At 60.2% G+C, this 25528-nt stretch carries 27 protein-coding genes and 1 pseudogene; 16 read left to right on the top strand and 12 right to left on the bottom strand.

Annotation, left to right across the window (positions count from 1 at the left end; translation table 11 throughout):
- The first annotated feature begins 115 nt into the window (after nucleotides 1-115).
- From GF108_RS02295 to GF108_RS02285, 3 genes are all read left to right on the top strand, one after another.
- Nucleotides 116-439 (top strand): hypothetical protein, encoded by a 324-nt coding sequence (locus GF108_RS02295; RefSeq protein WP_113281142.1) that lies wholly within the window; start codon nucleotides 116-118, stop codon nucleotides 437-439.
- Between the two features lie 190 nt (nucleotides 440-629).
- Entirely contained in the window at nucleotides 630-1625 is a 996-nt protein-coding gene (locus tag GF108_RS02290) for a BMP family protein (RefSeq protein WP_027230697.1), read from the top strand.
- 91 nt (nucleotides 1626-1716) lie between these two features.
- Nucleotides 1717-2358, top strand: a complete 642-nt coding sequence (locus tag GF108_RS02285) for a LysE family translocator (protein WP_370462050.1) — start codon at nucleotides 1717-1719, stop codon at nucleotides 2356-2358.
- Between the two features lie 10 nt (nucleotides 2359-2368).
- Here GF108_RS02285 and GF108_RS02280 read toward each other — a convergent pair whose 3' ends face one another.
- Entirely contained in the window at nucleotides 2369-2584 is a 216-nt protein-coding gene (locus GF108_RS02280) for a SlyX family protein (RefSeq protein ID WP_153666708.1), read from the bottom strand.
- 172 nt (nucleotides 2585-2756) lie between these two features.
- On the opposite strand from GF108_RS02280, the gene GF108_RS02275 reads away from it, so the two are divergent.
- Genes GF108_RS02275 through deoA form a run of 7 tightly spaced genes read left to right on the top strand, consistent with a single transcriptional unit; the run spans nucleotide 2757 to nucleotide 9521 of the window.
- On the top strand, nucleotides 2757-4289 hold the full coding sequence (locus GF108_RS02275) for an ABC transporter ATP-binding protein (protein ID WP_153666707.1): 1533 nt from the start codon (nucleotides 2757-2759) through the stop codon (nucleotides 4287-4289).
- Nucleotides 4286-4837: a cysteine hydrolase family protein gene (locus GF108_RS02270; RefSeq protein ID WP_153666706.1), complete on the top strand. Its 552-nt coding sequence runs from the start codon at nucleotides 4286-4288 to the stop codon at nucleotides 4835-4837. The genes GF108_RS02275 and GF108_RS02270 overlap by 4 nt, the downstream gene beginning before the upstream one ends.
- A complete protein-coding gene (locus GF108_RS02265; RefSeq protein WP_091947021.1) occupies nucleotides 4834-5979 on the top strand; it encodes an ABC transporter permease in 1146 nt (381 codons plus the stop codon). Before GF108_RS02270 ends, GF108_RS02265 begins: the two co-directional genes overlap by 4 nt.
- Nucleotides 5979-6950, top strand: a complete 972-nt coding sequence (locus tag GF108_RS02260; protein WP_153666705.1) for an ABC transporter permease — start codon at nucleotides 5979-5981, stop codon at nucleotides 6948-6950. Before GF108_RS02265 ends, GF108_RS02260 begins: the two co-directional genes overlap by 1 nt.
- A complete protein-coding gene (locus GF108_RS02255) occupies nucleotides 6950-7360 on the top strand; it encodes a cytidine deaminase (protein WP_153667300.1) in 411 nt (136 codons plus the stop codon). The genes GF108_RS02260 and GF108_RS02255 overlap by 1 nt, the downstream gene beginning before the upstream one ends.
- 40 nt (nucleotides 7361-7400) lie before the next feature.
- Nucleotides 7401-8201 carry a purine-nucleoside phosphorylase gene (locus GF108_RS02250; protein WP_027230689.1) on the top strand — a complete coding sequence of 267 codons (801 nt, stop codon included), beginning with the start codon at nucleotides 7401-7403 and terminating at the stop codon, nucleotides 8199-8201.
- 6 nt (nucleotides 8202-8207) lie between these two features.
- Nucleotides 8208-9521, top strand: a complete 1314-nt coding sequence (gene deoA, locus GF108_RS02245) for a thymidine phosphorylase (protein WP_153667299.1) — start codon at nucleotides 8208-8210, stop codon at nucleotides 9519-9521.
- Nucleotides 9522-9582: 61 nt separating this feature from the next.
- On the opposite strand, the gene upp is transcribed toward deoA, so the two are convergent.
- Nucleotides 9583-10209 (bottom strand): uracil phosphoribosyltransferase, encoded by a 627-nt coding sequence (gene upp / locus GF108_RS02240; RefSeq protein WP_027230687.1) that lies wholly within the window; start codon nucleotides 10207-10209, stop codon nucleotides 9583-9585.
- A 32-nt stretch (nucleotides 10210-10241) separates the two neighbouring features.
- Nucleotides 10242-11260, bottom strand: a pseudogene (locus GF108_RS02235) (adenosine deaminase).
- Between the two features lie 108 nt (nucleotides 11261-11368).
- On the opposite strand from GF108_RS02235, the gene ubiE reads away from it, so the two are divergent.
- The 4 genes from ubiE (at nucleotide 11369) to GF108_RS02215 (ending at nucleotide 15779) form a co-directional block, all read left to right on the top strand.
- A complete protein-coding gene (ubiE, locus tag GF108_RS02230) occupies nucleotides 11369-12145 on the top strand; it encodes a bifunctional demethylmenaquinone methyltransferase/2-methoxy-6-polyprenyl-1,4-benzoquinol methylase UbiE (RefSeq protein ID WP_153666704.1) in 777 nt (258 codons plus the stop codon).
- A 7-nt stretch (nucleotides 12146-12152) separates the two neighbouring features.
- On the top strand, nucleotides 12153-13730 hold the full coding sequence (gene ubiB, locus GF108_RS02225) for a 2-polyprenylphenol 6-hydroxylase (RefSeq protein ID WP_153666703.1): 1578 nt from the start codon (nucleotides 12153-12155) through the stop codon (nucleotides 13728-13730).
- A gap of 67 nt (nucleotides 13731-13797) precedes the next feature.
- Nucleotides 13798-15180 (top strand): bifunctional phosphopantothenoylcysteine decarboxylase/phosphopantothenate--cysteine ligase CoaBC, encoded by a 1383-nt coding sequence (coaBC, locus tag GF108_RS02220; protein WP_153666702.1) that lies wholly within the window; start codon nucleotides 13798-13800, stop codon nucleotides 15178-15180.
- Nucleotides 15181-15200: 20 nt separating this feature from the next.
- Entirely contained in the window at nucleotides 15201-15779 is a 579-nt protein-coding gene (locus GF108_RS02215; protein WP_153666701.1) for a GNAT family N-acetyltransferase, read from the top strand.
- A 16-nt stretch (nucleotides 15780-15795) separates the two neighbouring features.
- Here the strand turns inward: GF108_RS02215 and GF108_RS02210 are convergent, their stop codons facing one another.
- The 6 genes from GF108_RS02210 to dut all read right to left on the bottom strand — a co-directional run bounded on the left by GF108_RS02210 (nucleotide 15796) and on the right by dut (nucleotide 19801).
- The gene (locus GF108_RS02210) at nucleotides 15796-16338 is read right to left on the bottom strand and encodes an SRPBCC family protein (protein WP_153666700.1); all 543 of its coding nucleotides are present in this window, start codon (nucleotides 16336-16338) and stop codon (nucleotides 15796-15798) included.
- A 17-nt stretch (nucleotides 16339-16355) separates the two neighbouring features.
- Nucleotides 16356-16736 carry a helix-turn-helix transcriptional regulator gene (locus tag GF108_RS02205; RefSeq protein WP_153666699.1) on the bottom strand — a complete coding sequence of 127 codons (381 nt, stop codon included), beginning with the start codon at nucleotides 16734-16736 and terminating at the stop codon, nucleotides 16356-16358.
- Nucleotides 16737-16799: 63 nt separating this feature from the next.
- Nucleotides 16800-17804, bottom strand: a complete 1005-nt coding sequence (locus GF108_RS02200) for a proline racemase family protein (RefSeq protein ID WP_153666698.1) — start codon at nucleotides 17802-17804, stop codon at nucleotides 16800-16802.
- Nucleotides 17804-18460 carry an HAD family phosphatase gene (locus GF108_RS02195; protein WP_153666697.1) on the bottom strand — a complete coding sequence of 219 codons (657 nt, stop codon included), beginning with the start codon at nucleotides 18458-18460 and terminating at the stop codon, nucleotides 17804-17806. Before GF108_RS02195 ends, GF108_RS02200 begins: the two co-directional genes overlap by 1 nt.
- Nucleotides 18461-19279, bottom strand: coding sequence for an isocitrate lyase/phosphoenolpyruvate mutase family protein (locus tag GF108_RS02190; RefSeq protein WP_153666696.1), 819 nt, complete (start codon nucleotides 19277-19279; stop codon nucleotides 18461-18463).
- A gap of 36 nt (nucleotides 19280-19315) precedes the next feature.
- On the bottom strand, nucleotides 19316-19801 hold the full coding sequence (gene dut / locus GF108_RS02185) for a dUTP diphosphatase (protein ID WP_027230678.1): 486 nt from the start codon (nucleotides 19799-19801) through the stop codon (nucleotides 19316-19318).
- A gap of 163 nt (nucleotides 19802-19964) precedes the next feature.
- Here dut and GF108_RS02180 point away from each other — a divergent pair, with 163 nt between their 5' ends.
- Nucleotides 19965-20804 (top strand): class II glutamine amidotransferase, encoded by an 840-nt coding sequence (locus GF108_RS02180; RefSeq protein WP_153666695.1) that lies wholly within the window; start codon nucleotides 19965-19967, stop codon nucleotides 20802-20804.
- A gap of 118 nt (nucleotides 20805-20922) precedes the next feature.
- On the opposite strand, the gene GF108_RS02175 is transcribed toward GF108_RS02180, so the two are convergent.
- Nucleotides 20923-21246, bottom strand: a complete 324-nt coding sequence (locus GF108_RS02175) for a HigA family addiction module antitoxin (RefSeq protein WP_153666694.1) — start codon at nucleotides 21244-21246, stop codon at nucleotides 20923-20925.
- Nucleotides 21247-21266: 20 nt separating this feature from the next.
- Complete coding sequence (locus GF108_RS02170) at nucleotides 21267-21548, bottom strand: type II toxin-antitoxin system RelE/ParE family toxin (RefSeq protein WP_153667298.1); 282 nt, start codon at nucleotides 21546-21548, stop codon at nucleotides 21267-21269.
- A gap of 172 nt (nucleotides 21549-21720) precedes the next feature.
- Between GF108_RS02170 and GF108_RS02165 the strand changes: the two genes are divergently transcribed.
- Nucleotides 21721-23310: a peptide chain release factor 3 gene (locus GF108_RS02165; RefSeq protein ID WP_153666693.1), complete on the top strand. Its 1590-nt coding sequence runs from the start codon at nucleotides 21721-21723 to the stop codon at nucleotides 23308-23310.
- Nucleotides 23311-23325: 15 nt separating this feature from the next.
- On the opposite strand, the gene GF108_RS02160 is transcribed toward GF108_RS02165, so the two are convergent.
- Nucleotides 23326-25311: a long-chain-fatty-acid--CoA ligase gene (locus GF108_RS02160; RefSeq protein ID WP_370462049.1), complete on the bottom strand. Its 1986-nt coding sequence runs from the start codon at nucleotides 25309-25311 to the stop codon at nucleotides 23326-23328.
- Nucleotides 25312-25528: the final 217 nt, after the last annotated feature.

The raw sequence follows: 25528 nt of genomic DNA, 5'->3' as shown, positions 1-25528 counted from the left end.
TCATCACGTGCCGTCAAAATGCCGGTAAGGTCGCGTTCATTCGTGTCCTCTTATGATCGCCGGCAATGCCTGTCGGCCCGATCGCGATCAGGGCGCAAGATTCTGGAGTGGTTGAGTGATCCGTGCGTTTCTAAGGCTGCTTGCCTATATTTCCCTGAGCCTGGCGATTATCGCCGCAGTCCTGGACGCTGCCCGCTCCGTCGGGGCGTCGCGTCTGGTCATGACGTCGCTGCGCGACAGCTGGCAGTCCTTCTCGCCTTCAACCCTTGTCCCAGCCGAAGACTATATCCGCTCGCATCTCTATCCCATGCTATGGGATCCCCTGATGCTCTGGATCTTCGAAACGCCGACCTTCATCATCTTCGCGGCGCTGGCTTTTGTGCTTTACGCGCTCGGTCACCGTCGCGAGCAGCGGGCAGGGCGCTTTGCAGCCCGCTGATCCGATCTAACCAACTGACATAACTCGATATTTGCGCAATATTTGACCGGTCAGCAAAATTCCGCGTGAAATTTGCCTGCGGGCATGCCAGATTGAATTTTGGGGCGGGGGCCATCCTGGGTTACCGCCACGATTTCGAGGATCGACGGCAGGTTGGTTCTTTCAACAAAAATCCAGAGGGTTGGTTCAAATGAAGCGCATTCTTCTCGGTCTCATGGCCGCTACAGCATTGTCAGTCTCGGCTTTTGCCGCCGATGACAAGCCGGCCGTGATCTATGATCTGGGCGGCAAGTTCGACAAATCATTCAACGAGGCCGCGTTCAACGGCGCCGAGAAGTACAAGACGGACTCGGGCGTCAAATATCGCGAGTTCGAAATCCAGAACGAGGCACAGCGCGAACAGGCCCTGCGCAAGTTTGCTTCGGACGGCAATTCGCCGATTGTCATCGCCGGTTTCTCGGCCGCAGCCGCGATCGAAAAGGTCGCAACGGAATTTCCTGACACCAAGTTCGTCATCATCGATGCGGTTGTCGAGAAGCCCAATGTTCGCTCCGTGGTCTTCAACGACAATGAGGGCTCCTACCTCGTCGGCGTAATCGCCGCCAAGGCTTCGAAGACCGGGACGGTCAGCTTCATCGGCGGCATGGACGTTCCGCTCATCCGCAATTTCGCCTGCGGCTATGTCGGCGGCGTCAAGGCCACGAACCCGGATGCAAAGGTCATCCAGAACATGACCGGTGATACCCCTGCTGCATGGAACGATCCGGCCAAGGGCGGCGAAATCGCCAAGTCACAGATCGACCAGGGCTCGGATGTGGTCTTTGCTGCCGCTGGCGGCACCGGCATCGGTGTGCTGCAGGCCGCCGCTGATGCGGACAAGCTCGCAATTGGTGTCGATTCCAACCAGAACGGCCTGCATCCGGGCAAAGTTTTGACGTCGATGATGAAGCGCGTCGACGTTGCAACCTATAATGCCTTTAAGGACGGCGCTGACGGCAAATTCACCGCGGGTGTCAACGTTCTTGGCGTCAAGGAAGGCGGCGTGGATTATGCGGCCGATGAAAACAACGCCAAGCTTTTGACCGATGACGTCAAAACGGCGGTCGAGGCGGCCAAGGCCGATATCATCTCCGGCAAGATCAAGGTCCACAATTACAACACGGACAATGCCTGCCCCTACAAGTAAGCCTTGCTCATAAGCACTTCAGAAGCCGCCGATGGTGACATCCGGCGGCTTCGTCGTTAGTACTGGGCGCATTCAAACCAGGGAGCTCGCCGTGACTGCTTTTGCCGTACTCCTCAGCATTCTCGCCGCCATCGCCATAGGCGCCATGAGCCCAGGCCCGAGTTTTGTCCTCGTCTCGCGCATATCCGTCGCGTCATCGCGAAGCCATGGGCTCGCATCGGCGCTTGGCATGGGCGTCGGAGGCGCGTTCTTTGCGGCGCTCGCCGTTCTTGGACTGACTGCGCTGCTGCTCAAGTTCGAATGGCTCTACACGGTATTGAAGCTTCTCGGCGGGGCATATCTTGTCTACCTCGCCATCAAGATTTGGCGCGGCGCATCCGAACCGCTCGCTGTTTCGGGTCCGAGCGGCGAGGGTAGAGGTCTTTCCGTGCGGCGGGCATTTCTCGTCGGCCTTTTCACCCAGCTCAGCAATCCGAAGACGTCGATCGTCTATGCCAGCATCTTTGCCGCTCTCATGCCACAATCGCCGCCTCTCTGGCTGCTTCTCGCCCTCCCGCCCATGCTCTTTTGCGTCGAGGCCGGATGGTACACGATCGTGGCGCTCGCCTTTTCGGGTACGCGCGCCCGCCTCGTCTATATGCGCTTGAAACGTTGGATCGACCGCGGCGCTGGCGCCGTCATGGGCGCCCTCGGCGTGAAGTTGATGGCGGAAGCGATCAAGGCCAAAGGCTGATTGCCAACCCTCAATAATGCGGTGGTTTGGTGATTGGGATATCCGGTGTCGCGTGTTCTTCGAGAACAAGGAAGCGGTCGGTTAACGCCTCTAGCTGGCGGCGCATGGCTTCGATTGTCTTCCACTGCTCGGCGATCTGGCCGGAAAGTTCCTCAATGGTCTTCTCCTGCTCGGTGACGATAATCTCGAGGCGCGTCAAACGATCTGGCCGGTCTTCCGTCGTCATTACTCGTCTCCCTTGCCGTGCGGTTTACTCTCTAGGCGGTGGGCGATCCCGGTGCAAGGCTCGTCGCCCGATGGCTGTTGAATCTTGCGTTTCTTGACTGGAAAGAAAAAAATCCCGTGTTAGGGTCGAAACGCGAAAAGACGATAAAAGCTGCAAAACAGCGGATGGGGATATGGCCGAACCGGCAATCGAACTTGTTGGAATTGATAAGCGCTTTGGTGCCGTACACGCCAATCGCGACATCCATATACTTGTCGAAAAGGGCACGATCCACGGCATTATCGGCGAGAACGGCGCCGGCAAATCGACGCTGATGTCGATACTCTATGGTTTCTACCAGGCTGACAGTGGCGAGATCCGCATTAATGGCGTGCCGGTGAAGATTCCGGATCCGAACGCCGCCATCGACCTTGGTATCGGCATGGTGCATCAACACTTCATGCTGGTTGAGAACTTCACGGTCCTCGAAAATGTCATGCTCGGCGTCGAGGGCGCGCCGCTCCTGAAGAACGGCATTTCCAAGGCAAGGGCGGAACTGAAGCGGCTGGAGCGCGAATACCAGCTCGATGTCGATCCGGACGCGCTGATCGAGGAACTGCCCGTTGGCTTGCAACAGCGCGTGGAAATTTTAAAGGCGCTCTATCGCGGCGCGGAAATTCTGGTTCTCGACGAGCCGACTGGGGTTCTGACGCCGCCCGAAGCGGATCACCTCTTTCGCATTCTCGAACAATTGAAGGACCAGGGCAAAACCATCGTGCTCATCACGCACAAGCTGCGCGAGATCATGGCGGTGACCGACAATGTGTCGGTCATGCGCCAGGGCTCCGTCGTGGCAACGCGAAAGACCGACGAGACGACGGTGGAGGAACTCGCTGAACTGATGGTTGGCCGCCGCGTGCTCCTGCGCGTCAAGAAGGGCGAGGCAAGGCCGGGCGATATCAAGCTCTCGGTCGAGCACCTTACCGTGCGCGACAACCGCGGCGTCGTCATGGTGGACGACGCATCCTTTACCGTACGCGCCGGCGAGATCGTCGGCATTGCCGGCGTCGCCGGCAATGGCCAGTCGCAGCTTATCGAAACCATCGCCGGGATTCGAACGGCAATTTCGGGGCGCGTGCTGCTAGACGGCCAGGTCATCGATATCACTGGCGCCGCCGACCCTGGCGAACTGCGCGATCGCGGCCTCGCGCATGTGCCGGAAGACCGGCATCACATGGGCCTCGTCCTTGCCTTTGAGGAATATGAAAACTCGATCCTCGGCTACCATGACGACCCGCTTTATCTTCGCGGACCGTTTCTCGATATCGAGGCGATCCAGGCGGACGCGCGCAAGAAGATCGAGAAGTACGATATCCGTCCCGGCGATCCGCGCCTGAAGACGGCGAACTTCTCCGGCGGCAACCAGCAGAAGATTGTGCTCGCGCGCGAGATGGAGCGCGATCCCGGTGTGCTCATTATCGGCCAGCCGACGCGCGGCGTCGATGTCGGCGCCATCGAATTCATCCACAAGCGCATCATCGAAATGCGCGACGCCGGCAAGGCGGTGCTTCTTGTTTCCGTCGAGCTCGACGAGATACGCTCCCTCTCGGACCGCATTCTTGTCATGTTCGCCGGCCGTATCGTCGGCGAAAGGGAGTCCGATGCGAGCGAAGGCGAGCTCGGACTGTTGATGGCGGGTGTCGAAGCGAAGGAAGCAGCCGAATGACGACCCAGGCACTCCTCATCATCGACGTTCAAAAAGCGATTGATGATCCGAAATGGGGGCGGCGCGGCCAACCCGGTGCGGAGGCAGCGATAGCACGTTTGCTCGCCGCCTGGCGCGAGCGACGTTTGCCGGTCATCCACATCCGCCACGATTCCACCGATCCGCAGTCCCCCTACCGGCCCGGCACTGACGGCAATGACTTCAAGCCGGAGGCCGAACCACAATTGGGCGAGCCCGTCGTCGACAAACGCACCAACAATGCCTTCATCGGCACCGATCTGATGGATGTGCTGGACGAATTGCAGGTCCGCAGCCTGGTCATTGCCGGCGTGCTTCTCGAAAACTCTGTCGATGCAACGGTTCGCATGGCGAGCAATCTCGGGTTCGAGGTAACGATCCCCGAGGATGCGGTCGCAAGCATCGACCGCAAGGATCGGAACGGCAAAGTGTGGAGCGCCGAAGACGTACATGCGCTGTCACTGGCCATCCTCGATGGCGAATATGCCCGCATTTCAATGACTGACGCGATCATCGAGACCTTGCCATGAGCCAGCCCTTCGCCAAATTGCCTGCCTGGGCCGATTACGGGCTTCTGCCGCTGATCAATCTGATCGTTGCATTTCTTGTGGCAGGCCTCGTTGTGATGCTTGTCGGCGAAAGCCCGATCGACGCCGCGGTTCTGATGGTAAAGGGCGCCTTCGGCTCCGGCGACGGTGTCGGCTACACGCTCTACTACGCCACCAACTTCATCTTTACCGGGCTTTGCGTTGCGGTCGCGTTTCATTGCGGCCTCTTCAACATCGGCGGCGAGGGCCAGGCCTATATTGGCGGGCTGGGCGTGACCATTGTTGGACTTGGACTTGGCAATTCTCTGCCCTGGTGGTTGGTATTTCCGCTGGCGATCCTCGCCTCGGCACTGGTCGGCGCTCTCTGGGCCCTTATCCCGGCATGGCTGCAGGCAAAGCGCGGCTCGCATGTCGTCATCACCACGATCATGTTCAACTTCATTGCGGCCAGCATCATGGTCTACCTTCTGGTCGGCGTTCTGAAGCCGCTCGGCAGCCAGGCTCCTGAAACCCGCGTCTTCGGCGACGGCGGCCAATTGCCGGGCCTCGGCTGGCTGCTCAATATCATCGGCCTCGACATGCGCTCGGCCCCTCTCAACATCAGTTTCCTGCTCGCGCTTCTAGCCGCCTTCCTGGTCTGGCTGCTGATCTGGCGCACCAAGCTCGGCTATGAAATTCGCACGATGGGCTTCAGCCCGAAGGCCGCCCGCTATGCAGGCATCAGCGAGTTGCGGATCATCATCATCACCATGATGATTTCCGGCGCCCTCGCCGGGATGATGGCGCTGAACCCGATCATGGGCGCCCAGCACCGCATGCAGCTCGATTTCGTGCAAGGTGCGGGTTTCGTCGGCATCGCCGTCGCGCTGATGGGCCGTTCCCATCCGGTCGGCATCGTGCTCGCGGCAATTCTCTTCGGTATGCTCTATCAGGGCGGCGCGGAAATCGCCTTCGACATGCCCAACATCTCGCGCGACATGATCGTCATCATCCAGGGTCTCGTCATTCTTTTTGCCGGTGCGCTCGAGCATATGTTCCGCCCCTCGCTGCAGCGTATTTTTCAGCGCGTGGGCCGGGTGAAGCGGGAGACTGCATCGGTGGTTACAGCTGGGGGCGGGCAATAATGGATTTTCTGATCACCCTGCTGCAGCTGTTTGATTCAACGATCCGCCTTTCGGTGCCGCTGCTGCTCGCCTGCCTGGCGGGTCTCTATTCCGAGCGATCGGGGATCTTCGATATAGGGCTTGAGGGCAAGATGCTTGCCGGAGCCTTTGCGGCCGGCACGGTTGCGGCCTGGTACGGCTCCGCCTGGGCGGGGCTTCTCGCTGCCGTCCTCGTATCCGTGGCGCTTGGTCTCGTGCATGGATTTGCCTCGATCACCCATCGCGGCAACCAGATTGTCTCGGGCGTAGCCATCAACTTCATCGCGGCGGGAACCACCGTCATCCTCGGACAGGCATGGTTCAGCCAGGGCGGGCGCACGCCGTCCTTGCCCAACACGGCACGTTTCAATCCGATCAATCTTCCGGGCGCCGAGGCAGTGCGAGGTGTCCCGATCATCGGCCCGATCTATTACGAACTGATCTCTGGTCATTCGATCCTGGTTTATCTCGCCTTCTTGCTCGTCCCCTTCACCTGGTGGGTGCTTTACCGCACGCGATTCGGCCTGCGTTTGCGTGCCGTGGGCGAAAACCCGGCGGCGGTCGATACCGCGGGCGTATCTGTACCCTGGCTGCGCTATCGCGCCGTCATCTGCTGCGGCGTGCTTTGCGGCGTTGCCGGTGCCTATCTTGCCACCGCCCAGGGCGCCGGCTTCGTCAAGGACATGACAGCCGGCAAGGGCTACATCGCGCTTGCCGCCTTGATCTTCGCCAAATGGCGTCCGGTGCAGGCGATGTTCGCTTGCCTGCTCTTCGGCTTTCTCGATGCCGTCGCCATTCGCATGCAGGGCCATCCCATGCCCCTTATCGGCGAGGTGCCGGTGCAGTTGATGCAGGCGCTTCCCTATATTTTGACCATCGTGCTGCTCGCCGGCTTTATCGGCAAGGCGATCCCGCCCAAGGCCGGGGGCGTTGCCTACGTGAAAGAAAGATGATGACCAACAGCAAGGACCTTTTCGACGCGGCCTATGCCGCAATGCAGAAGACGCATTCGCCCTATTCGCAGTTCCCGGTTGGCGCAGCGATTCGCACCAGCGACGGGCGCATTTATTCGGGTTGTAACATCGAGGTTGTCTCCTATCCGGAAGGCTGGTGCGCCGAAACGACGGCGCTCTCGCACTTCGTCATGGGTGGCGGCGGCACGATCACCGAAATCGCTGTTGTCGCCGAGAAGAAGGCGAAATGCACCCCCTGTGGGGGCTGCCGCCAGCGCCTTGCGGAATTTGCCGGACCTGACGCGCTACTCCACCTTTGCGACAATGACGGGATTGTCGAGACCTTGACGATGAAGGAGATTTTCCCCTTCGCCTTTGAAGCGGAAGTCCTCGGAGGAGCAAAGGGATGATGAACATCCATCACGTTGCTCTCGCCCCTGTGGGTGCCGCATGATCGCACCTGCAACCGGCGCTCTCATCAAGAAGCTCAATGGCCTTGCGCCGCGCGTGGCACTGGTGCTCGGTTCGGGGCTTGGCTCGCTGGTCGATGCCGTCGAAAATCCGGTCCGTATCCCCTATGCCGACCTGCCGGGCTTCCCGCATAGCGGCGTCTCCGGCCATGCCGGAGAAGTCGTTGCCGGTTATCTGTCAGGCAAGCCGGTCCTTATGCTGGCTGGGCGATCGCATTATTACGAGAAGGGCGATGCATCGGTCATGCGCCCGGTAATTGCAGCGCTTGCGGACCTCGGCATCGAGATGTTGATCCTCACCAATGCAGCAGGTTCGGTGCGCCACGATATTGCGCCGGGCAGCGTCATGCTGATCGACGATCACATCAACTATTCGGGGCTCAATCCGCTGATCGGGGAACCCTCGGATCAACGCTTTGTCGGCATGACCACAGCCTATGACCAGAAGCTCAGGGACGCCATAATCCTCGCAGCCAGCGAGGCGGGAGAGAAGATCACCTCCGGCGTCTATATGTGGTTTTCCGGCCCATCCTTCGAAACGCCCGCCGAAATTCGCATGGCCCGCACGCTCGGCGCCGATGCGGTCGGCATGTCGACAGTGCCGGAAGTCATTCTCGCGCGGTTCTTCGGCCTGCGTGTTGCGGCCTGCTCGGTTGTCACCAACTACGGTGCGGGCATGACTGGAGCTGAACTCTCGCACGAGGAAACCAAGGACATCGCACCGATGGGTGGCGCGCGCCTGCAGAAGATTATCCGGGTGCTGATCCGGGAGATTGGCTGACCCATGCTGTTGCCCCAGGAAATCATTCGCCGCAAGCGCGATGGCGAGACACTCGACGCCGCCGACATCACCGCTTTCGTCAATGCCATGAGTTCGGGCTCAATCACCGAGGGCCAGGTCGCTGCATTCGCCATGGCCGTTTTCTTCAACGGCATGAAGCGCGACGAAGCTGTGGCGTTGACCCTCGCCATGCGCGATTCCGGCGATATTCTGGATTGGTCCGATTTGCCCGGACCCGCTGTCGACAAGCACTCGACCGGCGGCGTTGGCGACAATGTTTCGCTGATGCTGGCGCCGATCGCTGCCGCCTGCGGCGCCTATGTGCCGATGATCTCCGGCCGCGGGCTTGGCCACACGGGCGGCACTCTCGACAAGATGGACGCGATCCCCGGTTATCGCAGCCAGCCAGACAACGCCTTGTTTCGCCGGGTGGTGCACAGCGTGGGCTGTGCCATCATTGGCCAGACGGCAAACCTGGCGCCCGCCGACAAGCGCTTTTATTCGATCCGCGACGTCACCGCGACGGTGGAATCGATCCCGCTGATCACCGCCTCGATCCTGTCGAAGAAACTGTCGGCTGGGCTCAACGCGCTCGTGCTGGACGTCAAGGCTGGCAATGGTGCGTTCATGGCGAAGACCCGCGACGCGGTTGCTCTTGCGGAGAGCATCGTGGGGGTGGCGCAGGGCGCCGGGCTTATGACGACGGCGCTGCTCACCGATATGAACGAGCCGCTGGCTCTCGCGGCTGGAAATGCCGTGGAGGTCAAGATTGCCGTGGATTTCCTGACCGGCGACAAGCGCGACAGCCGGCTCGAGGATGTGACGCTTGCACTTGCCGCCGAAATGCTGGTTTCGGGCAAACTGGCCGCCAACCACAAGCTGGCAATGGAGAAGGCCCGCGAAGCGCTTCACAGCGGCAAGGCGGCGGAGATCTTCGGGCGCATGGTGGCTGCCCTCGGCGGTCCAACCGATTTGATGGCGCGGCCCCGCCACTATTTGCCGGTTGCGCCGATTACCCGTGAAGTGAAAGCGCCGGCCGCGGGCTTCGTCTCGTCAATCGATACGCGCGGCATCGGCGTCGCTGTGGTCGCGCTTGGCGGCGGGCGCATCCGCCCCCAGGATCCCATCGACCACGCCGTCGGCATCACCGATCTGCAGCCGATTGGTGCCAGGATGGAAGCGGGCGAGCCGATTGCATTGGTCCATGCGCGCAGCGACGACGACGCGGCAGCAGGCGTTCGCGCCATCGAGCAGGCGTTCAGCTTCTCGGAACGCAAGCCGCGTACCGTAAGCCCCGTCCTGCGGCGCGTCGGCGGCTAAGCGCCAATTCCACAGAAGTTCGTGATCTCATGCTCCCCTCGCGGGGCGAGGTCGCCGAAGGCTATTTCGTCCCATACATGCGGTCGCCGGCATCGCCGAGACCCGGCACGATATAGCCCTTTTCGTTCAAATGATCATCGATCGCGGCGGTAAAGACCTGCACGTCTGGATGCGCAGTGGTGAACCGCTCGATACCTTCGGGGGCCGCGAGCAGGCACAGGAAGCGGATGTTGCTCGCGCCGCGGTCCTTCAGCTTCTGGATCGCGGCGATGGCGGAGTTTGCCGTTGCGAGCATCGGATCGACGACGATAATAAGCCGGTTAACGATGTCCTCCGGCGCTTTGAAGTAATATTCGACCGGCTGCAGCGTTTCGTGATCGCGGTAGAGCCCGATATGCGCAACGCGCGCCGCCGGGACGAGATCGAGCATGCCTTCGAGAAGGCCGTTGCCGGCGCGCAGGATGGAGGCGAACACCAGTTTCTTGCCCTCGATCACCGGCGCATCCATTTCGGCCAGCGGCGTCTGGATCTTGATCGTGGTCAATTGCAGGTCGCGCGTCACTTCATAGCAGAGCAGCAGGGAAATTTCCTTCAGGAGCCGCCGGAAACCGGCGGTCGAGGTATCCTTGTCACGCATGATGGTTAGCTTGTGCTGGACAAGCGGGTGAGAAACGAGCGTCACGCCCATGGAAATCCCCTTCACTCTTTTACGCGGCGATCTTAGCCGTTCGGCACCGATCCCGCAAAGATCTCAACGGAAGCGCGCACAGTTTTGTCCGTCGTGAGACGTTGGATCAGTAAACGCCTCGTATCCTCGTCGATGAACGCCGCGTTGAGGGCCGTCTCGGTGACGGCGACGAGGCCCGCCTCGTCATAGCCAAAATCGGTGGCCGCGATGGCATATTCGCGGGCAAGATCCGTATGGAAATAGGGCGGATCGTCGGCATTGAGCGTTACCGGGACGCCAGCGCGAGCCAGCGCGGGCAAGGGATGGGCGGAAAAGTCCGGATAGACGCCAAGCGCGATGTTCGATCCCGGGCAGCATTCAAGGACGATCTGCTCGGCGGCGAGGCGCTTGACGAGGTCCGGATTCTCGATGGCCCGCACTCCATGGCCGATGCGCGTGGGCTTGATGGCATCTAGCGCGGCGGCCACGCTTTCCCAGCCGCAAAGCTCGCCCGCATGCACTGTTATGCCGAGACTGCCTCGCGAGCGAGATTGAATGCGGCGGCAAAATCACCCGGACGATGCATGCGTTCGTCTCCGGCCATGCCGAAGCCGGTTACCAGCGGATGCGGATTCTCCACGATATAACGCGCCGCCGCCAATACGGATTCAGGACCCTTGTGGCGCAGGCTCGTCGCGATCAGGCGCCCCTCGATCCCGGTTGCTGCCTTGGCGCGGCTCATGCCCTCGGCGAGGCCCTCGATGTAGGCACGCGGATCGAGCCCGGCGCTGATCGCATGATCAGTGGAAATGAACACTTCGGAATAGATGCAATCCTGCCGGCTTAGCGCCAGAAGGTAGTCTTCGGCGAGGTCGGCATAATCTTCTTCCGTGCGAAACAGCATGGATGCCTGGTCATAGGCTTGAAGAAACGAGGTGAAGTCGTCCCAAACGAATTTCTCGTCCTGAATGAAGCCGGAAACATCGACGCCGTATTTTGCCGCCTTCCGCTGCACCAGCGGCACGGATGCGGCGCCTTCTATATGGCAGTGCAACTCAGCTTTCAGAACCATCAAGCCACCCGACAACAAACGCGTCGCTTCATCGCGCAAGAGGACAATAGCGTTGCGCGAACTAATCTTCTATGGTTCGCCGCAAATAGAGTAGATCAGGTAATCGAGATGAGCCAGCAACGCACCGGCGCCCATGGCGGCATGGAAACTTCATTCGGGTTTCAGGACGTCAGCGACGGCGATAAGCAGTCGCGTGTCAACGATGTATTTCACCGCGTTGCCAAGCGCTACGACGTGATGAACGATCTCATGTCGGGCGGCATGCACCGGGTCTGGAAGGACTCGATGATTGCCTGGCTGTCGCCTTCGCGCACGGCCAACTGGAAAGTCCTTGACGTTGCCGGCGGTACCGGAGACATCGCGTTCCGGATCGTGGAAGCCTCCGGGCGCAACGCCCATGCAACCGTGCTCGACATTAATGGCTCAATGCTCGGCGTCGGGCGCGACCGCGCCGTGAAGAAGGGCCTCGCGGAAAACTTGGAATTTGTCGAAGCCAATGCGGAAGAGCTTCCCTTTACCGATGCGAGCTTCGATGCCTATACGATCGCCTTCGGTATCCGCAACGTTCCGCACATCGATCGTGCCCTTGCCGAGGCCTTCCGTGTCCTGAAGCCGGGCGGGCGCTTCATGTGCCTCGAGTTTTCCGAGGTGGAACTGCCGATCCTCGACAAGGTCTATGATGCCTGGTCATTCAACGCCATTCCGAAGATTGGCAAGGCGGTGACCGGCGACGCCGACAGTTACCAATATCTTGTCGAATCGATCCGCAAGTTTCCGCGTCAGGCCGATTTCGGCGAAATGATCCGCAAGGCAGGCTTTGAGCGCGTTACCTGGCGCAATTTCACCGGTGGAGTGGCCGCCCTGCATTCCGGCTGGAAGTTGTGAATTCTGAATGAGTAAGCTAGCAGCGACATTCCGCCTCATGCGGGCCGGATGGATCATGACGCGCGAAGGCGTGATTTCAGCCCTGCCCGCGGACGGCCTGAGCGGTCTTCCCGCCTTTGGCCATCGCGTCGCCGGCCTTCTGGCACGCCGGCGCGCCATGACCGCGCGTCGTTCGGAGCGCATGTCGCGCGCCATCAACAAGCTTGGGCCATCCTACGTAAAGCTCGGGCAATTTCTTGCCACGCGTCCCGATGTGGTCGGCACGGAAGTCGCAGACGATCTGGCGTTGCTGCAGGACCAGCTGGATTTTTTCCCGATGGAAGCCTCGGTCAAGGCTATCGAAGGCTCACTCGGCCGGAGACTTGACGATCTGTATGTAAGTTTTGACGCACCAATAGCGGCGGCATCGATTGCGCAGGTTCACCCCGCCTATGTTAATGTTGCTGGCGAGGTTGAGAAGGTTGCGGTCAAGGTTGTACGGCCGGGCGTGCGGCAGCGCTTCAACAACGATCTTGAGAGCTTTTTCCTGGTCGCGCAGTGGCAGGAACGTTACGTGCCGGCGACGCGCCGCCTGCGGCCCATCGAAGTTACGCGCACGCTTGCCCAGACCACGCGCATAGAAATGGACCTGCGTCTCGAAGCCGCCGCGCTTTCGGAGATCGGCGAGAACACCAAGGATGATCCCGGCTTTCGCGTGCCGAAGGTTGACTGGGAGCGGACAGGCCGGGATGTGTTGACGCTCGAATGGATCGACGGCATCAAGATGTCCGACATCGACGGGCTGCGGGCGGCCGGTCATAATGTGATCGGCCTCGCCGAAACGCTGATCCAGTCCTTCCTGCGCCACACGCTGCGTGACGGCTTCTTTCATGCCGACATGCATCCGGGAAATCTTTTCGTCGATGACGAAGGCCATATCGTCGCCGTGGATTTCGGCATCACCGGCCGGCTCGGCAAGAAGGAACGGCGGTTTCTCGCCGAAATTCTCTATGGCTTCATCACCCGCGATTACGCCCGCGTCGCCGAAGTTCATTTCGAGGCCGGCTACGTCCCGCACCACCATGACGTTGCGAGCTTCGCACAGGCAATCCGCGCCATTGGCGAGCCGATCCACGGCCAGCCGGCCGAGACGATCTCCATGGCCAAGCTCTTGACCTTGCTCTTCGAGGTTACGGAACTCTTCGACATGGAAACCCGTCCTGAACTCGTCATGTTGCAGAAAACAATGGTGGTGGTGGAGGGCGTTTCGCGCACGCTCGACCCGCATTTCAACATGTGGAAGGCGTCGGAGCCGGTTGTCGGAGGCTGGATAAGACAGAATCTCGGGCCGCAAGGCATCCTTATCGATGCGCGGGACGGCGCCCATGCGATCCTGCACCTTGCCCGGCAGGCGCCGGATCTGGTGGCGCGTGCCGATCGCCTTTCGCGCGAACTCGATACGATGGCGGCAAACGGCCTTCGCTTTGACGAGCAGACCGCCAAGGCAATCGGCAAGGCCGAGGCGCGTCACACGCGATCTGGGAGAATCGCGCTCTGGGTGATTGCACTGTGCTTTGCTTTGATCACCTACAAGCTCTTTGCTTGAGCTTTCGCCGCGTTTTGTGATAGCAATGATTGCATATCTATCCGTGCGATCCAATGAGTGCAATCAAATGGCCAGTATCACCATTCGCAATCTGGATGATTCCATCAAGGAAAGATTGCGGGTGCGCGCCGCTGCCCATGGCCGTTCCATGGAAGAGGAGGCGCGGATTATCCTCGGCGATCTGGTGGAGTACGCTCCCACGCCAGTGGCTGCGAAGACGCCGATCCAGCGTGCTTCGCTTTCGGAAAGGCGAATCCTCCTCATTATCGGCGGTGGTATTGCCGCTTATAAATGCCTTGATCTGATCCGTCGGCTTCGGGAACGTGGTGCACGCGTCCGGCCGGTGCTTACCAAGGCGGCGGAGGAATTCGTCACCCCGCTTGCTATCGGCGCGCTCGCCGCCGACAAGGTTTTCACCGAGCTTTTTTCGCGCGAGGACGAACACGATGTCGGTCATATCCGCCTGTCACGTGAGGCGGACCTTATTGTGGTCGCGCCTGCGACCGCGGATCTCATAGCGAAGATGGCGAATGGTCTGGCAAATGATCTGGCCTCGGCTGTGCTGATGGCGACCGACAAACGCGTGCTGATTGCGCCGGCGATGAACCCGAAGATGTGGGACCATCCGGCAACCAGGCGCAACCGCGCAACGCTCGCAAAAGACGGCATCCAGTTTGTCGGACCCGGCATAGGAGAGATGGCGGAAAGCGGCGAGAGCGGCGCCGGACGCATGGCCGAACCGCTGGAAATCGTGGCGGCAATCGAGAAATTGCTGGACAGGAGGCCGAAGCCTCTTGCCGGCAAGACGATTATCATGACGTCGGGTCCGACGCATGAGCCTATCGATCCCGTTCGCTACATCGCCAATCGGTCTTCGGGCAAGCAGGGCCACGCCATAGCCGCGGCGCTTGCGCGCCTTGGGGCCACCGTGCGTCTGGTTTCCGGTCCCGTCACCATTCCGGATCCGGAAGGCGTCAGTGTCGTTCATGTCGAATCAGCGCGCGAAATGCGCGATGCGGTTGAGCAGTTTTTGCCTGCCGATGCGGCGGTCATGGTTGCGGCAGTTGCCGATTGGCGGACGGCCAACGAGGCTGGCGAAAAGATCAAGAAGAAGCCTGGTGAAACCGCGCCGGCGCTGCAGATGGTCGAAAACCCCGACATTCTTGCCGGCATTGGTCATAGCAAGTTGCGACCGCGGCTCGTCGTCGGATTTGCCGCTGAAACGCAGGATTTGCTCACCAATGCGCGCGCGAAGCTTGCCAAGAAGGGCGCGGACTGGATCGTCGCCAATGATGTCAGCCACGAAACCGGCGTCATGGGCGGCGACCGCAATGCAGTGCGCATTGTCACTCGCACGGGCGTCGAAGAATGGCCCGACATGAGGAAGGATGAAGTCGCAGAACGGCTGGCCGCAAGGATCGCAGCCGCCTTGCAAACGGTGGAAGTCTAGACAGACGAAAGTAAATTTCCATGGCTATCGAAGTTCCCATCCTCGAAACCGATCGTATCATCCTGCGCGCGCACCGCAGCGAGGACTTCGACGCCGTGCATGCCATGTGGCAGCATCCGGCGATCTACGAACAGATCACGGGCAAGCCATCGACCCGCGAGCAATCCTGGGCGCGGCTGCTGCGCTATGGCGGGCTGTGGAACATGATCGGCTTTGGCTTCTGGGCCATGGAAGACAAGGCGAGCGGGGAATTCATCGGTGAGATGGGCTATGCCGATTTCAGGCGCGAGATTACGCCCGGTTTCGGCGACGCACCGGAAATGGGCTGGGTTCTCGCGCCCAACGCACACGGCAAGGGCTACGCGAGCGAAGCGCTGTCACGCGTCGTCGCGTGGGGCGACACGTTCTTTAAGCAGGAGCGCGCAGTGTGCATCATATCACCGAAGAATGCTGCCTCTCAGCGGCTCGCGGCGAAGAATGGATTTGTGAAGGTTCTGGAGACGACCTATACCGACGAGCCGGTCATCCTTCTGGAGCGCAAGTTCCAGTTTGTGAACGGAGCAGAAGCCGGCGGCTCACCGGCTCCTGCGGATAGGTAAGTCGAGGCTAACGCAATTAATCCTTAATGACCTGGCTATATTCGTCGCGAACACGCTGGTAATGGCTCCAGAAACCGGCCGGCGCTTTGCCCTCAAGGTGGTCGATGAGGACACCCAGATGTGCGTGCCATCCGCTTGCGACGCTGACCATCGAATCGGTGCTGGCGAGGCGCGTATGCGTAAGTTTCAGAAGCGTATCGCTGCCACTCGCCGAAAGTTCGAACGTCACTTCAGAATCCTGGCCACCATCGGGCCAGGTGATGACAAGCAGATGCGGCGGCTCATAGCGCAGCACCTTGCTCTCAAAGCCCGAGCCTTCATATTTCTGAAATTCTGCCGGCGTCTTTTCGTCTGACAAATGCGAATGTTGGAAGGTCAGCTTGACCGGCCCGCCGACAAAGTCGGCCATGGGCCCACTCGCCAGCCATTTGGCGCGCTTGTCGGATTCGGTAAGATAGGCCCAAACTCGCTCCACCGGTCCGGGTAGCAGGCGTTCGAGGCGAAGCGTTCGCGGTGCGGTGACAACGCCGAGACGATCATTTCCAATATGCTGGTCCATTTCGTTCTCCTTTGATTTCAAGGTTCTGCCGGTTTGGTCGGCGTTGGTCCAGTTGCTCCCGCCGATTTGCGATCTTCGTCGCGAAGCAGCTTTTCGAGATCGTCGAGGCGCGTCGTCCAGAACCGCTCGTAATGCCGCAGCCATTCCTGCGCTTCGGCGAGCCGCGCCGCCTGAAGCTCGCATATATGGGTGCGGCCCCGGACATTGCGGCGCACGAGCCCGGCCGATTCCAACACCCGGATATGTTTCGACGCTCCCGCCAGCGACATGTTGAATGGCGTGGCCAGCTCGCTGACCGTGTGTTCGCCATTTGAAAGCCGGTGCAGCATTGCCCGCCGTGTTGGATCGGAAAGAGCGTGGAATACTGCGTCGAGATGGGGTGTCTGAAATTCAACCATACGGTTTAATATCAGTGCAGAAAATAATAGTCAACCAGTAGGTTTAATAATATTGGTACTTCGTTAAAGAACGAGGAATCCTTGTCCGAGCGGATCATCCGCCTCGACAAGGAATTCGGCCTTGCCGCTGTAATAGGCGTGGCCGGAGACGCGAGCGGTGATGGCATCGAAATTGCCCGCTTTTGTCTGCGAGGCGACAAATCCGGCAAAGCGCGATCCGACGATGCTTTCGAAGATGCGTGCATTGCCCTCGCGGATTTGTCCCTTGGCGTGCATGGCGGCAAGCCGGGCCGTCACGCCCGAACCCGTGGGCGAGCGATCGAGCTGCGCATCGGCAAAGATGCAGACATTCTTCGTCGGCGCCTCATTCCACATGTCGTTGCCGTCGGTGAGGATCGAGCCATAAAGAAAAGCAAGGTCCTTGTGATCGGGATGATCGAGCGGGACGGCTTCCTTGACAGCTTCGGTCAAGGCGGTAGCCGCATCGATGAACCTGCGTGCCGGGTCGCGCCCGAATTCGAGGCCGAACTGGGTCGCATCGGCAAGCGCGTAAAACGCGCCGCCATAGGCGACGTCGAATTTTACGGGTCCGAAAGCTTTTAAGTCCACCTCCTGGTCGGCGGCAAAAAGGAAGGCCGGAACGCTTTCGAAGGAAACGCCGCCGGACTTGCCGTCGTTTACTTCCACGGAAGCAACCACCATGCCGCAGGGGCATTCGATATGTACGGTCGTCACAGGTTCGACCTTGGGCACCAGGCCGTAATCGACAGCATAGCGGCCGAGCGCGATGATCGCGTGGCCGCACATGGTTGAATAGCCCTCATTGTGCATGAACAGGACCGCAAGGTCCGCCCCCGGCAGGTTTGGTTCCACGAGAACAGCGCCATACATGTCGAAGTGACCGCGCGGTTCGAAAATCAGGATCTTGCGCAAATTGTCGTAGCTGTCGCGGACCTGGGCGCGCTTTTCGAGGATGGTGCTCTTCGGCAAGGCGGGATAGCCCGACGTCACGATCCGCAAGGGCTCGCCGCCGGTGTGCATATCGATAACTTTGAGGAGGTCCGCCATCAGGCAATCCCCAGGGGCGCCGGCAATTTTCGCATATCGTCAAAGAGAATGCCGCCAGCCGCTGCCAGCCCCTCATGGTCGGCATGCTCATCGCCGCAATAGGAGAACACCCGCATGCCCGCCGCCGTGCCGGCGGTGGTCCCGGCGACACTGTCTTCGATCACGACCGCACGGCCGGGTTCGACACCCATTTCGCTCGCGGCATGCAGGAAGAGATCGGGAAAAGGCTTGCCGCGCGCCACCATGGAGGCGCTGTAGAGGACGTCTGCGAAATGCGCGATCAGCCCGCTCTTGCCGAGTGTGAGGTGCATCTTTTCGACATTGGCGGATGAGGCGACGCAGTAGGAAAGATCGGCCTTCTTGACGGCGGTTATGACGGTTTCAATATGCGGGATAGCTTCGACGCCCGCTTCGAAGATGATCGGCATGGCTCCGTACCAGCGATCGACAAAATCATCGCCAAGAAGATGGCCTTCGGCTTCAACCCTGTCCTTGACTGCGCGCATTGGCATGCCGCACAGGTTCTTGCGCGCTTCCTCGAAGGTGATGCCATAGCCGCGGGCATTGAGCATCTTGACCAGGTGCCGGTTTGCAAGCGTTTCGGTATCGACCAGAACCCCGTCACAATCGAAAATCACCAGATCGGGGCGCGTCATTCAGTTGTCCTTGTCCATGCCCTGGGAGAATAGCCGCTGCAGGTCGCCGAAAGGCACGCCCGCTTGCGAGAACCCGAAGGTGCCCTTGTCGAGAACTTCGCGCACGGCATCCCGGATCGCGGTGAAGGCGGCGGTCGTCAGGCGCGGTCCGAGCGATATGCGCCGCACGCCGATGGATGCGAGTTCGCTGACCGACAAGGGTGCCGGGGCAAGCACGCTCACCGGCTTCGAGACGGATTTGCAGATCGTTTCTATGCTTTCACGGTCGGAAATACCGGGCGCAAAGAGCACGTCGGCGCCGGCCGCCTCGAATGCCTGCAGCCGCCTGATCGTATCGTCGAGATCGTTGCGCCCGTGCAGGAAGTTTTCGGCCCGCGCAGTGAAGACGAAATCACCCTTCAGGGCTCGCGCGGCTTCCGCAGCGGCGGCCACACGCTCGACCGCATGGGAAAACTCGTAGATCGGCTGTGCCGGATCGCCGGAAAAATCTTCGAGCGAGCAACCGGCGAGCCCTGCGGCTTCCGCCGCAAAGATGGTTTCTCCAGCGCTGTCGGCACTGTCGCCCTTGCCTTTTTCAAGGTCGCCGGAAATGGGCAGGTCAGTTGCCGCCACGAGATCGCGGCAATGCTGCATCATCACATCGAAGGTAATCCCCCCATCGGGCAGGCCGCGCGAGAAGGCGAACCCGGCGCTACTGGTCGCCAGCGCCTTGAAACCCATGGAGGCAAGGAATTTAGCGGTTCCCGGATCCCATGGATTGGGCATGATGAAGGTCTCGGGACGTTCATGCAGCTGACGGAAAACCAAACCCTTGTCCATACCGGCCTCCAATTGGACGCTGAGAGTCTCGTCCTGTTATGATGTTCCCGTTGATCCGAAGCCGCCGGCACCCCGTGCCGTCTCGCTGGCATGTTGCCGCTCTTCGATCGCAAGCTGCACCACCGGCGCCACGACGACCTGCGCAATGCGCATGCCGCGCTCCACATAGAAGTCGTCTTCGCCGAGGTTGATCAGGATTACTTTTACCTCACCACGATAGTCGGAATCAATCGTTCCCGGGGTGTTAAGGCAGGTAATTCCGTGCTTGAGGGCAAGGCCCGATCGCGGGCGCACCTGCGCCTCGAAGCCCTGCGGTACCTCGAAGATCAGCCCGGTCGGAACCAGCGCCCTCCGCCCCGGCAACAGCAGGAGCGGGCGATCGGCCGGAACCGCTGCGCGCAGATCCATTCCGGCGGATCCCGACGTTTCATAGGCGGGCAGGTCGATATCCTGACCGTGCGGCAGCCTGACCAGGCCGAGAGCAGGATTTCTTGGGCGAACGGAATCGTTTTCTTGGGACATGAGAGACCTTTTTCACCAGTGGGCGGCACGCGTCAACTCACAAGATTTGCAGCATCCATCCTTTGCACACAATCCCCTTCTACCGAGCTACTCCAATCGAGGCGATTCACAATGGCGCAATTGCAGGCTATTGTGAGCCGACTTGCTCTTAACCAGGTGATTCATGTGTCGTTGGGCAGCCTATCTTGGACCGCAGCTCTATCTTGAAGATGTCATCGCTTCTCCCTGCCATTCCCTGATCGCACAGAGCCATGATGCGCACGAGGCCAAAACCCGCACCAATGGCGATGGTTTCGGCGTTGCCTGGTATGGCGAACGCGACGAGCCCGGCCTCTACCGCGATATCCTTCCAGCCTGGTCGGACCAGAACCTGAAAAGCCTGTCGCGGCAGATCCGCTCACACCTCTTCCTTGCCCACGTGCGCGCCTCGACCGGCGGGGCGACGAGCCGCGCCAATTGCCATCCATTCGTGTCGGGTCGATGGAGCTTCATGCACAATGGCCAGATCGGCCATTTCGACAAGCTTCGGCGCGGGTTGGAGGCGCGTCTCGACGATGGCCTCTATGCGCAAAAGCTGGGCTCCACGGATTCAGAGCTGATCTTCCTGCTCATGCTGCAACACGGTCTCGACGATGACGCCCCGACGGCCCTGACGGGCACGGTCAACGCCATCACTGCCGAAGCCGAGCGGGCGGGCGTGCCTGCCTTCATTCGACTGACGGCAGCCTTTTCCGACGGCCGGCAGCTTTACGCCGTGCGCTATGCCACGGACCGCTTCGCTCCTTCGCTCTATACCGCAAGCCTTACGCCAAGCGCCGGACTCTGCGTTGTCTCCGAGCCGCTCGACGGCGAGGCCGGCAACTGGATGCCGGTCCCACCCAACAGTTTCGTGACTGTGCGAAACACGAAACGCATTGCCATCGAGCCCTTCATGGCCGAAGAAGCGCCAGCAGAGGCGTGTCGAGGTCGTGTAGCGCTGCCAAGGCACGAGACGGCAGAGTAGGCGCATTGGAGCGGGCAGCCTTTGGGAGCACCTTGCGTCTTTCATGTGGTGCCTTTGGAGCACTCACGCGGTCGGGCTCGGCCCTATCCTCCGCTAATTCTCCGCGCCACCTCGCTGTCTACGCGGCCTGCAACGATAATATCTGCTCGATTTCGTCCCTCTTTGCACGAGCTTCAATCTTGAGGTCATAGCCCGTCTGCATATTCATCCAGAATTCGGGCGCGGTGCTGAAAAACTTTCCCAAACGCAACGCCGTGTCCGGCGTTATCGAGGTCTGTTCCGCCACGAGACGCTCTATGCGTGTCCGGGGCACATGGAGTGCCTTGGCCAATGCGCCGGCGCTCATATCGAGCGGGACGAGATATTCCTCGCGCAGGATTTCGCCCGGATGAATAGGGGGCAAAATGTCACCCGGACGCGGCGAGGAGTGCTTGATTGTCATGGTCCTGGTCTCCGCGTTAACTAGTGATAGTCGATGATCTCCACGTCAATGGCGCCGGCGCGAGTCCATCGGAAGCATATACGCCATTGGTCATTGATGCGGATAGAATGCTGGCCGGACCTCGCACCTTTCAAGGCTTCCAGCCGGTTCGCCGGCGGCGACCGGAGGTCGTCCAATGACGTTGCAAACTCAATCATGGTCAGTTTCCGATGAGCGCGCCGCACAATGTCCGGTGGAAAGCCTTTTGGATTTTTCCCTGATGCAATAGCCTCGGTCTGCTTGTCCTTGAACGAACATATCATCACCGCCTCAAATAGATGTATCATATCGTGATACAAGTTGCGGTCAAGGGCCGGGTATCACGCCGTGATACAATATTGCTGTAACCCCTTCGCCAAATCCAAGTGTCGACGTGGAAGGCATTGGCTGATAGAAGGCGCGCAATCCTTTCACTACAAAGTTCGAGCCTTCCTCATGTCTTCTGTCGACCATCCTGTCACCAAGCGCCGTACCTTCGCGATTATTGCGCACCCTGACGCCGGTAAAACCACCCTCACCGAAAAGCTGCTGCTTTTCGGCGGGGCGATCCAGCTTGCCGGCGAGGTGAAGGCCAAGAAGGACCGCATGCAGACGCGCTCCGACTGGATGAATATCGAACGCGACCGCGGCATTTCCGTCGTTACCTCGGTGATGACCTTCGAGTACAAGGATTGCATCTTCAACCTCCTGGATACGCCCGGCCACGAAGACTTCGCCGACGACACCTATCGCACGCTCACCGCAGTCGACAGCGCCGTCATGGTCATCGACGCCGCCAAGGGTATCGAGTCGCGGACCTTGAAGCTCTTCGAGGTCTGCCGCATGCGCGACATCCCGATCGTCACTTTCATCAACAAGATGGACCGCGAGAGCCGCGATCCGTACGAAATCCTCGATGAGATCGAGCAGAAGCTTGCGCTCGACACGGCGCCGATCACCTGGCCGATCGGGCGCGGCAAGAGCTTTGCCGGCACCTATAATCTCAAGGACAATACGGTGCGCCGCCGCGACGAGGAAGAAGTGCCGACGCCGGTCAATGGCCCTGAAGCGGACGCAGCCTCGGGGCTCTTGCCCGAAAATGAGCGCCGGGACTGGATCGACGAGGTGACGCTGGCCCGCGACGCTTGCAATCCCTTCGATCTCCAGGCTTTTCGCGAAGGCCATCTGACCCCGGTCTATTTCGGTTCGGCGCTGCGCAACTACGGCGTGCGCGATTTGATCGAAGCCTTCTGCGATTTCGGTCCAAGCCCGCGCGACCAGGATGCCGATACGCGCAAGGTCGCGGCCGAAGAAGAGAAGATGACCGGCTTCGTCTTCAAGATTCAGGCAAATATGGATCCGAACCATCGCGACCGCATCGCGTTCCTGCGCGTGTGTTCGGGCAAGCTTTCCCGTGGCATGAAGGCGAAGCTCGTGCGAACTGGCAAGCCGATGAGCTTGTCGGCGCCGCAATTCTTCTTTGCGCGCAGCCGGCAGATCGCCGACGAGGCCTGGGCCGGCGACGTCGTCGGCATTCCCAATCACGGCACGCTGCGTATCGGTGATACCCTCACGGAAGGCGAGGATCTTCTCTTCCGTGGCGTGCCGAACTTTGCGCCGGAGATCCTGCGCCGGGTGCGGCTCGACGATGCGATGAAGGCCAAGAAATTGCGCGAAGCCCTGCAGCAGATGGCGGAAGAAGGCGTCGTGCAGCTGTTCCTGCCCGATGACGGCTCGCCGGCCATCGTCGGTGTGGTCGGGGCGTTGCAGATCGATGTGCTTACCGAGCGGCTGAAGGTGGAATATACCCTGCCGGTCGGATTCGAGCCGGCACGCTTTACCGTCGCGCGCTGGATATCGGCCGACGATCCGGCCGAGTTGCAGCGCTTCATCAATGCGCACCGCGCCGATATCGCCCATGATCTGGATAATGATCCGGTGTTCCTCGCCCAAAACAGCTTCTCGCTGTCCTATGAGGCCGAACGCTGGAAGGCGATCCGCTTCACGGCGATCAAGGACTATCAGGTGCGCGAGAAGGCGGCCTGACCGGCCGCCAACGCTCTAGCCGCGCAATTCGCGCCGCAAAATCTTGCCGACATTGCTCTTCGGCAATTCGTCGCGAAATTCGACGGAGCGGGGGCGCTTGTAGTTTGTCAGCCGCTCGGCGCAGAAGGCGCGCACGGCTTCCTCGGTGAGGGCAGGGTCCTTGCGCACGATGAAGAGCTTTACGCTTTCGCCGGAATGATCGTTGGGAACGCCGATCGCCGCCGCTTCGCGGATACCGGGATGCTCCATCGCAACTTCCTCGATCTCGTTCGGGTAGACGTTGAACCCGGAAACAAGGATCATATCCTTCTTGCGGTCAACGATCTTGGTGAAGCCGCGCTCATCCATGAAACCCATGTCACCGGAGCGGAAGAAACCGTCCGCCGTCATCACCTTTGCGGTTTCGTCAGGCCGGTTCCAGTAGCCGGCCATCACCTGCGGGCCGCGAATACAGATCTCGCCGACCTCGTGCAGGGCAAGTTCCTTGCCGTCGTCATTGCGGATCGAAATGTCGGTGGAAGGGACGGGGAGGCCGATCGTCCCGGAAAATTCGGTGGCATCGAGCCGGTTGGCCGAGGCGACGGGCGAGGTTTCCGAAAGGCCGTAGCCCTCGGTGATCACGCATCCGGTAATCTCTTTCCAGCGATCGGCAACGGGCTTTTGCACAGCCATGCCGCCTCCGAGCGAAAGGATGAGCTCCTTGAAGTCGAGCTTGCGGAAATCCTCATTGTTCATGAGGCCGTTGAAGAGCGTGTTGAGGCCGGGAAAGATGTGCATCTTGTGCTTGCGCAACTCCTTGACGAAGCCCGGTATGTCACGCGGATTGGGAATGAGAATGTTGACCGCGCCATGCTGCATGCCCATCATCGCGTTCACCGTCAGCGCGAATATGTGGTAGAGCGGCAGCGCGCAGATGAAGGTAAGATCCTTCGGACGGCCCTTGAGGCGATAGGCAACGTCGCACCAGACGTTCATCTGCGCAACGTTGGCGACAATATTGCCATGGGTGAGAATTGCGCCTTTTGAGATGCCGGTCGTGCCGCCGGTGTATTGCAGGAAGGCAATATCCGTCGCCTTGAGTTCCACATGCCGCATGCTTTGGGCGCCACCCTTGGCGAGCGCTGTCTTGAACGGCACATGCCCCGGCAGCGACCAGGCCGGCACCATCTTCTTTACCCGGCGCACGACGAGATTAACGACGTGACCCTTGAGACCCATCATGTCGCCCATGGCGGCGACGACGACGTGCTGGACCGGCGTCTTGGTGATGACTTTCTGCAGCGTTGCCGCGAAATTTTCGAGAATGACGATCGCCTTGGCGCCGCTGTCCTTGAGCTGGTATTCGAGCTCGCGCGGCGTGTAGAGCGGGTTGATATTGACTACCGTATAGCCGGCCCGAAGGATGGCGGCGATGGTGATCGGATACTGCAGGATGTTGGGCATCATCACCGCGATGCGGTCGCCCTTTTCGAGCCCGCGTGACTGAAACCATGCCCCAAGCGCGCGGGAATAATTCTTTAGCTGCGTGTAGGTGATGCTCACGCCCATGCAGTTGAAAGCAGGCCTATCGGCATAGTCGCTGAATACGCGGGTGAAAAGATCGGCGATGGATTCGTACGGCGAGGTTACTTCGGCCGGCACGCCGTCCGGATAATTGCTCACCCAGAACTTGGGTGTCGGCTGAGCCGGGGCGTGGGGGACAGGCTGCGCTGCCTGCTTTGCCTGTTTCGGCCGCGCCGCCGGCTTTTCGTCAACAGGTGGTGCGGCTTTCGGGGCCGTCTTCTTTGTGGCCGTGCCAGGTTTGGCAGCTGCCTTCGGCTTTGTCGTATTGGCAGCAGCCTTTGTCCTCGCTGCCGGTTTGCCCGCGGCCTTGGCCACACCATCGGCACTCGCCTTCGCGGCGGTTCCGGACGTCTTTTTTACGGGCGCCGGAGCAGTCTTCGCTGCTTCACGGTCCGTGGACGGCGCGGATTTGCTCCTGCGTGTTGTCTCTTTGGCCACACTAAACCTCCCTGCTTGCTTCCCAAACCCGAACGCAATCTCCCCACCGCGTTCGATGCTACCCAACTCTGCTATCTATTGCGAGAGGCGCGGCGCTGGCAAGTATTTACATTAACGTAAACGTAAAAACTGGATGTCCGGCATTTCTACCAAGTCTGGCGATTCATCGATTTGGTGACATCCGGGCACAAAGTTGCCAAGGTTCGTCTCGACAAAG

This window comes from Phyllobacterium sp. SYP-B3895 (genome assembly GCF_009647635.1).
Lineage (GTDB): Bacteria > Pseudomonadota > Alphaproteobacteria > Rhizobiales > Rhizobiaceae > Phyllobacterium > Phyllobacterium pellucidum.
Note: the sequence above shows the minus strand (reverse complement) of the source record. Positions and strands in the feature narration are given on the sequence as shown.